Source organism: Idiomarina sp. UBA3176 (assembly GCF_002364295.1).
Taxonomy (GTDB): Bacteria; Pseudomonadota; Gammaproteobacteria; order Enterobacterales; family Alteromonadaceae; genus Idiomarina; species Idiomarina loihiensis.
Window position 1 is genome coordinate 182,827 of the sequence record NZ_DEXU01000024.1, and the last position, 9,675, is coordinate 192,501.

Genomic DNA, 9,675 nt, shown 5'->3' on the forward strand with positions numbered 1-9,675 from the left:
CGAGCCGCTATAATCGCGCAGTACCTTTTATTATTTTATTACTACAGCAGGAAGTACTATGAGCTTAGGAAACGTAACGGCTGGCGCAAACATGCCAGAAGAAGTTAACGTCATCATCGAGATTCCGGCAAATGCCGATCCGATTAAATACGAAGTTGATAAAGACACCGGTACATTGTGGGTTGACCGTTTTATGGCAACCGCTATGTTTTATCCGGCGAACTACGGTTTTGTTAACCAGACGCTGTCTTTAGATGGTGACCCGGTAGACGTACTTGTCCCGACTCCGTACCCGCTGCAAGCTGGTTCTGTTATTAAATGCCGCCCGGTTGGCGTGTTAAAAATGACTGACGAGTCAGGTGAAGATGCGAAAGTTATCGCGGTTCCGGTCAGTAAGCTGACTAAAGAGTACGATCACATCAATGACGTTGATGACCTGCCTGAGTTGTTAAAAGCACAAATCACTCACTTCTTCGAGCGTTACAAAGAGCTGGAAAAAGGTAAGTGGGTTAAAGTTGACGGTTGGGGTGATGCCGCTGCAGCAAAAGAAGAAATTGTGTCTTCTTTTGAACGTGCGAAAAAGTCTTAATATAAAGTGGTAAGCAGCACCGACGTAATGAATGCCGTCAATCTAGAAAAACTGAGTTTTTCCTGGGCGGGACAAAAACCAACCCTGGATATTCCTGCCTGGCAGGTAAAACAGGGGGAAACGGTGCTGCTGCGCGGCCCCAGCGGTAGTGGTAAATCAACATTACTATCTCTGTTGGCCGGCATTAATACACCGGAACAGGGCCGGTTAGACCTGTTTGATACTGCATTCTCCAGTCTGTCCGGCAGACAACGAGACCGTTATCGTGCCGACAATATTGGCTATATATTTCAACAATTTAATTTACTGCCCTATTTATCCGCCTTAGACAACGCCTTACTCGCCTGTCAGTTCTCGAAAAAACGCCGACAACGTTTGGCAGAGAAGGGAACATCGGCAGAAGCGACTGCGCTGGAAATGCTCAAACGCTTAGGTTTATCCTCAGAACAAATTCAGCAACAGGCTCATACCCTCAGCGTTGGTCAGCAACAACGAGTAGCAGCTGCCAGAGCCTTACTGGGAGCACCTAAACTGCTGATAGCGGATGAACCAACCTCGGCGCTGGATGCTGAGCACCGGGATACCTTTATTCAATTATTACTCGAGCTGAGTAGCCAAAATAACACCACGGTTATTTTTGTGACTCATGACGCCGCTTTGTCTTCTTATTTTGATAAACACGTCGAGCTTAACGAACTTAATCGGGCGGGGGCTAAATCATGATCCGCCTTGCTATAAAAAGCCTATTGAACCGACGCGCGAGTGTGCTTTTAACTGTTATAGCGATTGCTGTCAGCGTCACCTTATTACTGGCAGTGGAGCGTGTACGTGACCAGGTACAAAGTCATTTTGCCAATACAGTTTCTGGTACTGACTTAATTATTGGCGCCAGAACCGGACAGACACAGTTGTTGCTGTCTTCGGTCTTTCATATTGGCAGCATGACCAACAATATGAGCTGGGAAAGCTTTGCCGAAATTAGCAGCCGCCCTGAAATCAGTTGGGCCGTGCCAATTTCGCTGGGTGACAGTGTCCAGGGGTTGCCAGTTGTAGCGACAACCAATGCGTATTTCGAGCATTTTAAATATGCTGATAAGCAACCTTTAGAGTTTTCACAAGGCCAGCCTTTTGCCTCAAATGAAGACGTTGTATTAGGAGCTGATGCGGCAGAGAAGCTGTCAAAAGCCATTGGTGACGATATCATTATTGCCCACGGCAGTGGCGGCATTAGCTTTAGCGAACACGATGAGCATCCATTGACTGTTACTGGTGTCCTGCAACGGACAGGAACGCCGGTTGATCAAGCGGTGCTGGTAACCTTGCACAGCCTCGAGATGATTCACAGCGGTGGGGCCGGGCACGACGAAGAACATAACCACAACCATGAACACGAACATAACGATGCTCATGCCGACGAGCACGAGCATCATGGCGAAGCCCCGGCTGAAAGCATCAGTGCCGCATTACTTGGCTTAAAGGCCAAGCCTCTGGCTTTGCGCCTACAACGTCAAATCAACACCTATGACAAAGAGCCTTTAACCGCTCTGCTACCGGGAATGACGCTGCAGGAGCTATGGAAAACCTTAAGAGTTTTCGAGCAGGCGTTAACCGCCATCTCGGCTATGGTGGTGCTGATTGGTCTGCTGGGTATGCTGACAATTATGCTTGCCAGTTTAAGGGAACGCCGTCGCGAAATGGCGGTCTTAAGAGCCGTGGGCGCAGGTCCGGGAACAATATTCGGCTTATTACTCAGTGAAGCCCTGCTACTTACCGTGGTCGGCGCTTTCTCTGGCTTACTCTTGCTATATGGCCTGCAATGGTCGTTGGCCGGCGTTATCCAGTCGCAGACAGGGTTAATCTTCACCAGCTCATGGCCCAGCATTAGTGAGTGGTGGCGCATAGTACTCGTGATTGGTGCAGGCTTTATGTTAAGTTTAATTCCCGCATGGCGTGCGTATCGCCAATCTCTTGCAGACGGACTTACGGTGAAAATATGAAGAAGTTATTTGCGGTTGCACTCTTAATGCTAACCCTTCCCGCATTCGCGGCTGCTGAAAAAATTGGCTGGAAGGATCTCATCCCTGAAGGATTTACTCCGCCTCCGGTCAAGCCTCAGTCATATTATGATGCCAATCCGGACGAAGACAAGCAGGTTAGCCTGGACGCGCCTGTAGTTGAATCTCTGGACGGCAAAAAAGTGCGGATTCCTGGCTACGTTGTGCAACTGGAAGGGAACGCTGATAACGTCACTGAATTTTTACTGGTTCCTTATTTTGGTGCGTGCATCCACGTTCCGCCACCACCGCCAAACCAAATTATTCACGTTGAATACCCGGAAGGTGTTCCCTACGAAAACACTTATGATGCTGTTTGGATAGAAGGCACCATTAAGGTAGAACGCAAAGAAGGTGACCTTGCGGTTGTAGGCTATCAGATGAAAGCCGATAGCGTAGAAGTCTATAACTAAGAATAACTCATTTGCTTTTGTAACAAGCAAATTAACTGGTCAGCGGGCATTGGGTTAGCAAAGAAAAAACCTTGCCCCTCAGTGCAGTCCAACCCTAAAAAGTAGTCCAGTTGCGACTGCTCCTCGATACCTTCAGCCAGCACTTTTAAACCTAAACGACGAGCCATGTCGACAATAGTCTCTATGATGATCTTGCCGCTCTTCTCATCTGAATTATTCACGAAGGTTTTGTCTATTTTAATTCGATCTAAGGGCAGCTTTTGTAAGTAACTGAGTGATGAAAAGCCGACACCAAAATCATCAATTGCCACCTGAATTCCTTGCTGCTTCAAACGCCTTAAAATGTCAGCAACCAGATCAGGGTCTTCCATCACAATACTTTCTGTAATTTCCAGCTCAATTCGCGTCGGATCGATTCCCCATTGTTCTATTTGCTTTTCTACCAGCTCAGGAAAGTCACGCTTTCGAAATTGTGGTACTGAAACATTTACCGCCACCCGAAGCTGGGGAAGACCAATTTCATCAAAGGCATTAATTTGACGACAGGCTTCTTCAATAACCCAGGAGCCTATTTCTACAATCAGCCCGGAGTATTCAGCCAAAGGAATGAACTCTGCAGGAGAAATAAAAGAACCGTCGCTTTGAGGCCAGCGCAGAAGTGCTTCTACACCTACAACTTTTTTTGTTTTCAGCTCAACTTGCGGCTGATACCAAACCTGCAGTTTTCTATTGGCAAAATCGGCGCGCAACCTACGAACCAAATGAAGCCGTCGTTGAGTGTCTTGTTCCATCGACGGCTCATAATAGTTATAACGGTCAAAGGAGTTATTTTTAGCATTTTTTAGAGCGATATAAACTTGCTTCAGCAACCCTTTGCCATTAACACTCTCAGGGTTTGTGGCTGAGGCAAAGCCACAAGTTACCCGCAATGGTATGTAGTGCTCGCCGGCTCTAAAAGGTAAGGCAAAAAGCTCACTGAAAGCATTAGGCGTGACAATATTCGCAGGACCGTAAACGCCGAATACGTCGGCAGAAATCCGCGAAACAAAGACTTTATCTCCAAGTTGGTCTGTCAGACGAAGCGCCACAGCACGCAACAATAAATTTCCGACATCCTGACCCAATCCATCGTTAACATCAGAGAAGTGGTCTATGTCGATGACAGCGATCATTTTGTCTTTGTCCGGTTTTTCAGACAGAACTTGAAGACACCGTGTAAACTCTGCCCGATTCGGGATGCCAGTTAAAGGATCAAGATACGCTGCAGTCCGCAGTTCTTCGAATAAATTCGCATTCTCGAAGCCGACCGCAATATTGGCTAAAAAGACTTCCAGCAACTCCTGGTCATACTCAGCGACAGCGTTTTTTGTTTCTATGTAGGCCGCCGCCTGATGCGCCTGGCCATCAATAAAGAAGACCGTAGCGGTGTCGGTATGAATATGACGTTGTTCATTCAGGCATTTTCTGACATTTTTCTCTATTTCGTCAGAGTTAAGAGTGGATAGGCTTTTATTAATACTATTCGCGAAATGTCCGGCAGCTCCGAGTACCAGAATATCATTATCTTTATGAGGCGCTCTGGCACCGACAATCCCTTCGGCGTTTAAGCCAAGCAAGGAAGCAATTTGCGTAACCACCCCTTCAGAAAAGTTAACAATGGAGTGTTTTTCCATTAAGTTGGAAGCCGAGTGAATGATTTTACGCAATCCCCGACGATTTTCATTAATGGTGCAAAGTTGCTGATACGAGCGGACAGCAGAAAATACAGTGGTTAAAAGACGGCTTCTTGTGAGTTCTGTTTTTGTTTTGTAGTCGTTAATATCATAGTTTTTTACAACGCTTTCTTCAGGAGCATAACCCGGTTGCCCTGTTCGCAGCACAATCCGGATCTCATCATTGCCTAACTGCTCCCTAATAGCCTGAGCCACTTTTAAACCGGCGTCATCGGTTTCCATCACAACATCAAGCAATACCATGGCGATGTCGTCATGTTCAGTCAGGCGATCAAGCGCTTCACTGCCACTATAAGCATGGAAGAACTCCAACTGGCGACCACTAATAATAACATCAGCAAGTGCCATTTTAGTGACCGCATGAATTTCCTGATCATCATCGACAATCAGAATTTTCCAGAAACCTTTACTGTACTCTGCCGGAGTTACTTCATCGTCGTCGTGAAGAAACAGTGGTTCATCTTGACTACTGACCATGCGTTGAGGCCATCCATTTATAAGAAGTTACAAACATATAACAATTTAGCTTATATGCTGAACGACCTGCAAGCTTTGAATGGTCTAATTAATCGATTAGAAGTGAACTTCGACTCCAACAAACGGGCCTTTAAAGGTCACATCTGAATAAATATCATCGACATCATCAAGCTCTATCACCGAATGGCGGTAACCTGCATTAAGGCTTACATCGACAGCTAAGTTATCAACTAAACGATATTCGATGCCAATTTGCGCATCCTGAACTTTACTGTCTTTCGCGCTAAGCGCACTGGCATCAGCAAAGAAGGTCCAGTCGGTAGCTGGTATTCCAACTCGCGCTGCTACATAGGCTGTAGGCACAACAACGGAAAAGTCCTGGCGGCCAATAGTATCGCTGCCTAGCACCCACAAACTGCCGTCGAAATCCATAGCATTGACGCCAACATCAAATGAAACTAAATCATTATCGAAAATTTCGTAGTAAAAAATGTAATCTCTATGACTAAAGTCATTTTTTCCGTAATCGCTGGTAACTTCCAAACTATTTTCCCGTACTTTAATATTTGGGATAAATGGAACCGGGTGCTCTAATGCGATGTAGTAACTGCTTTGACTTTCATTCTCGAAATTAGGTTCTATTACGTTAGAAGCAAAAGCATACTCGCCTTCACTGTCGGCATCCCAGAATTGTCCACCGGCATAAACACCAAAAACTGTATCAGCCAGCGCACTGGCAGGAGCAACCGCTAATACAACGGCTAACGCTAATGTCTTTTTATACATAACTTTTCCTATTAGATGTCGAGTTCTCTATTTTTTAACTAGAAATTGAACGGTTTGTTTGGAGCCTGACTGAAAATGTAAGGTCAGAGAAAAGCTTTCTTTGGCTTCAAGCGGAGATTTCAAGCCAAATAACATAAAGTGATACCCTCCTGGCTGAAACTTAATTGTTTCACCTGGAGCAATAGAGAGTGATTTAACTTCTTCCATTTTCATCACGTCGCCCGACATTGTGTGTCGATGTATTTCAGCTACTTTAGTGACGTCTGAGCTGATACGGGTAATTTCGACAGGGGCATCCTTCAGATTTTTAAGTGTGGCATAAGCGGCGCCATTTTCGGTTCCAGGGATAGTCGCACGAGCCCAGGCATCGTCAATTTTTAATGTCTCGGCGGCGACTATAACCGGTAACAAACTCAATACAGCAATTATTGTTTTAAACATAGCCTAAGCCTTATTGGATTTAACTTAGGCTTTATATTACACGTGATTAACCCGTTCTAGAAACCTTTGATTTGCGAAATATAAAGTAAAGAACCAGAACACAAAGAATCAGCGGCCAAAAGAAACCTATTCCACTGAGTATTAGCGCAATAAATGCTGCACCAGCGCCTAAGAGCACGCTACCGAATACCGTAACCACCACAAAAAATACCAGACCGACAAAAAATAAGCTGATCAATAAAGTAACCGACAACTCAATCACCGAGCCAAGAGCCATTCCGAAAACTGAAAATATCTCTTCAGCGAAAAAGAACAGGCCAATAACAGATAAAACTAATAACCAACCAAAGCTGCGATTCGACATGACAATAACTCCAATAGTGAGCAATTTAACTATACTTAGTCTTTTGATTACAACTACCATGCCAACTATTTATCTTATATATTTCAGTTAGTTAAAATTTAAAACCTTAACCTGAAATAAAAAAACCGCCAATAAATGGCGGTTTTTACTAATATTAGCTCTCGGAGACAATTAAAATTTATATTCAACTTCCGAGTAGAAATAGCCACCATTGAAGCCGATAGGCGAATTAGTTAATGGGTACTTAAAAATACCATTAAACTGATTTCCTTCTGAGCGCTCGTCAGGATACTCGTTGAACAGGTTCTGCGCTCCCACTCTCACAGCCAGAGCATCGTTCCACTGATAATTAACGGTGACGTCTGTTATCCAGTTAGGACCGTATGTCTCGGTTCCACTGCTGTAACCAATGGCATAGTTACCAAAATAACTGAACTGGACATTACTGGTCCATTTGCCCTTAGTATGGGTTAAACCAATTGACCCTGAATGATCAGGTGTGGAGCGCGTCATACGTATTTGCTCATCACTATCAAACAGAACATCGTCCAGCCCATCTAATAATTGCGGCAGGTTAATAGAGTCAATGTCCGTAGTATTATAACCATAAGCTAACTGCGCTTTAAGGTCGCCGTAGTCGCCGATACCGAAGGTTTTACTGGCTACAATATCTAGCCCTTTGGTTGTCGTATCAACAGCATTAAGGAAAAACCGCGCGTTTTCCGCCGCTGTACCGGCAAGTGCTTCTTCAACAGCTGGAGAATCACCAGGGGCAACATCGCCGGATAAAATTATCCGATCCTCAATTTCGATTTGGAATGCGTCAATGGTGATTGCCAGACCATCATAACCATTCCAGACCATACCCAGGCTAACGCTTTCAGATTCTTCCGGTTGAAGAGCACCAATACCCAGAGCCTGAGTTACCGGACTAATATTATTAAAGGTTCCTGACTGTTCAGGTTCCAGTCCGTTGCCGCGATCAACAAACAGGGTAGAGATATTGCTAAAGTACAATTGTTGTACGCTAGGTGCTCTGAAACCTGTATTAATGGCACCACGTACCGCAACTCTGTCAGTTAAATCATAACGACCGGAAAGCTTCCAACTGGTGTTATTGCCAAAGTCTGAGTAATCTTCATATCGAACCGCAGCGCCCCACATAAAGTCGGTTGTGAGCTGATTTTCTGCTTCAACATAAACACCCACATTATCGCGCGACTCATCTACTTCGGAATCAGGAGAAAATCCAGTGAAGCCCTGACTGCCACCGGGTCTATCTTCGTAGCCACCATTAATGTAAGAAGCTTCTTCACCGGCAATAACTTCATAAGAGTTTTCGCGGTAACTAATACCCATAGCCAGAGAAATTTCTGAGTTATTCGCAAATGGGATAAAGCGTTGGGCGTCTAAGGTAACGTTGGATTCACTGTTTTCCAGCGTACCTGCATCAAATGAAGTTGGTGTAAGTTCCGGACCTAAAGACGCATTTAATGAGTTCTCAACGTTATACTGAAACTTACTGAAGCCATAGCCACCGCTAAAATCTAACGTCCATTCGCCGACTAACCATTCGTAGCCAGCATAAATTGAGTGATCATTAACGTCAGGGGCTAAAATAGGTAAAAAGCCGTCCGGATACAATTCAGTTAATGTATTACTTTGAAGAGCCCGACGATAAAACGCACCTGATTCAGAAGTGCGGTCACTGATCCCACCGAACGCATAAAAATTGCCTTCACCTATAGCGATGTCCATGTTCGCAAACAACGAAGCATTTTCGTATTCTGCGTCACCAACATGAAAACTCTGTCTGTCAAAGGTCTCTTCTCTTGGATCGGGATCGCCATTTGGTAGTTCTGGATACTGTTGGCGCGGATCGGGGCCAGCACGATTGGTTCTGTTTTTATGATGCAACTCGCCAGACAGAGTTAGCGCACCGTCGTTTCCAATAGCAAACCCGGAGCTGGCAGAAAGTTTCCATTGCTCGCCATCACCTTTATAGGTTTGGCCACCTTGTATACTGGCATTGCCGCCACTGGCATTGTCTTTCAAAACGATATTGATAACACCAGCGATAGCATCTGAACCGTATAAAGCCGCGGCGCCGTCCCGCAAGACTTCAATACGTTTTATTGCCGCCATAGGAATAGCATTCAAATCCACGTTTGAACTGCCTCTTCCTGTTGTTCCGCTTAAATGAACTAAGGCTGACTTGTGACGTCTTTTACCGTTAATGAGTACTAATGTGTGATCCGGAGACAGGCCTCTTAAAGAAGCCGGACGAACTGCATCTGTGCCGTCTGTAACCGATGATGATGGAAAATTAAAGCTAGGTACCGCGTACTGAAGAGCTTTAGCGGTTTCAGTAATTCCTGTCGCGGCTAAGTCCTCTCCACTAATGATGTCCACTGGTGCAGCGCCGTCTGTTGCCGTTCTCATCGATAATCGGGAACCTACAACCTGAATCACTTCTTCTACGTCTTGCGCAGAATCTTGTTGCGCTGACGCAACTGGCGTAATGAAAAATGAGCTCGCCAAAGCAAGCGTAATAGCATTGAAACGTTTCATACTGCTCTCCCTATAATTATTACAGTGAATATAGCAGTAAATTGACAGTTTGGTTCAGTCTGGAAAGCAATTAGGTATAAGCAAACGTTATAGTAGCCTGATGCTCTTGCATCAGGTGGGGTGGTAAAGGAGTAAAGCCTCAGGGAGCTCACCTGACGTGAACGTCAGGCTACCCAGCAGGCATAAAAAAACCCCAGCCGATTGGGCTGGGGTTATTTATTTGTAGTCTGGCGGTGACCTACTCTCG

The 9,675-nt window shown here is 45.3% G+C and carries 9 protein-coding genes; 4 read left to right on the forward strand and 5 right to left on the reverse strand.

Annotation, left to right across the window (positions count from 1 at the left end; genetic code table 11):
• The first annotated feature begins 58 nt into the window (after positions 1–58).
• The 4 genes from ppa to B2U97_RS12255 are packed head-to-tail and all read left to right on the forward strand — an operon-like array spanning position 59 to position 3,056.
• Positions 59–589, forward strand: coding sequence for an inorganic diphosphatase (gene ppa / locus B2U97_RS12240; RefSeq protein ID WP_011235490.1), 531 nt, complete (start codon positions 59–61; stop codon positions 587–589).
• A 27-nt stretch (positions 590–616) separates the two neighbouring features.
• Positions 617–1,312 carry an ABC transporter ATP-binding protein gene (locus B2U97_RS12245; RefSeq protein ID WP_011235491.1) on the forward strand — a complete coding sequence of 232 codons (696 nt, stop codon included), beginning with the start codon at positions 617–619 and terminating at the stop codon, positions 1,310–1,312.
• Positions 1,309–2,586: an ABC transporter permease gene (locus B2U97_RS12250; protein ID WP_011235492.1), complete on the forward strand. Its 1,278-nt coding sequence runs from the start codon at positions 1,309–1,311 to the stop codon at positions 2,584–2,586. Before B2U97_RS12245 ends, B2U97_RS12250 begins: the two co-directional genes overlap by 4 nt.
• A complete protein-coding gene (locus B2U97_RS12255; RefSeq protein WP_011235493.1) occupies positions 2,583–3,056 on the forward strand; it encodes a DUF3299 domain-containing protein in 474 nt (157 codons plus the stop codon). The genes B2U97_RS12250 and B2U97_RS12255 overlap by 4 nt, the downstream gene beginning before the upstream one ends.
• Here B2U97_RS12255 and B2U97_RS12260 read toward each other — a convergent pair.
• From B2U97_RS12260 to B2U97_RS12280, 5 genes are all read right to left on the reverse strand, one after another.
• Positions 3,053–5,266 carry a bifunctional diguanylate cyclase/phosphodiesterase gene (locus tag B2U97_RS12260; RefSeq protein ID WP_286823214.1) on the reverse strand — a complete coding sequence of 738 codons (2,214 nt, stop codon included), beginning with the start codon at positions 5,264–5,266 and terminating at the stop codon, positions 3,053–3,055. The genes B2U97_RS12255 and B2U97_RS12260 overlap by 4 nt on opposite strands.
• Positions 5,267–5,362: 96 nt before the next feature.
• Positions 5,363–6,052, reverse strand: coding sequence for a TIGR04219 family outer membrane beta-barrel protein (locus B2U97_RS12265; protein WP_011235495.1), 690 nt, complete (start codon positions 6,050–6,052; stop codon positions 5,363–5,365).
• A 27-nt stretch (positions 6,053–6,079) separates the two neighbouring features.
• On the reverse strand, positions 6,080–6,493 hold the full coding sequence (locus B2U97_RS12270; protein ID WP_011235496.1) for a copper chaperone PCu(A)C: 414 nt from the start codon (positions 6,491–6,493) through the stop codon (positions 6,080–6,082).
• A gap of 46 nt (positions 6,494–6,539) precedes the next feature.
• Entirely contained in the window at positions 6,540–6,857 is a 318-nt protein-coding gene (locus B2U97_RS12275; protein ID WP_272988920.1) for a hypothetical protein, read from the reverse strand.
• 171 nt (positions 6,858–7,028) lie between these two features.
• The gene (locus B2U97_RS12280; RefSeq protein WP_114981642.1) at positions 7,029–9,428 is read right to left on the reverse strand and encodes a TonB-dependent receptor plug domain-containing protein; all 2,400 of its coding nucleotides are present in this window, start codon (positions 9,426–9,428) and stop codon (positions 7,029–7,031) included.
• Between the last annotated feature and the right edge of the window lie 247 nt (positions 9,429–9,675).

Coding starts and splice junctions, on each gene's coding strand:
- B2U97_RS12270 (WP_011235496.1), bottom strand. CDS start 6,493: ATGTTTAAAACAATAATTGCTGTATTGAGTTTGTTACCGGTTATAGTC.
- B2U97_RS12265 (WP_011235495.1), bottom strand. CDS start 6,052: ATGTATAAAAAGACATTAGCGTTAGCCGTTGTATTAGCGGTTGCTCCT.
- B2U97_RS12275 (WP_272988920.1), bottom strand. CDS start 6,857: ATGTCGAATCGCAGCTTTGGTTGGTTATTAGTTTTATCTGTTATTGGC.
- B2U97_RS12255 (WP_011235493.1), top strand. CDS start 2,583: ATGAAGAAGTTATTTGCGGTTGCACTCTTAATGCTAACCCTTCCCGCA.
- B2U97_RS12250 (WP_011235492.1), top strand. CDS start 1,309: ATGATCCGCCTTGCTATAAAAAGCCTATTGAACCGACGCGCGAGTGTG.
- ppa (WP_011235490.1), top strand. CDS start 59: ATGAGCTTAGGAAACGTAACGGCTGGCGCAAACATGCCAGAAGAAGTT.
- B2U97_RS12245 (WP_011235491.1), top strand. CDS start 617: ATGAATGCCGTCAATCTAGAAAAACTGAGTTTTTCCTGGGCGGGACAA.
- B2U97_RS12260 (WP_286823214.1), bottom strand. CDS start 5,266: ATGGTCAGTAGTCAAGATGAACCACTGTTTCTTCACGACGACGATGAA.
- B2U97_RS12280 (WP_114981642.1), bottom strand. CDS start 9,428: ATGAAACGTTTCAATGCTATTACGCTTGCTTTGGCGAGCTCATTTTTC.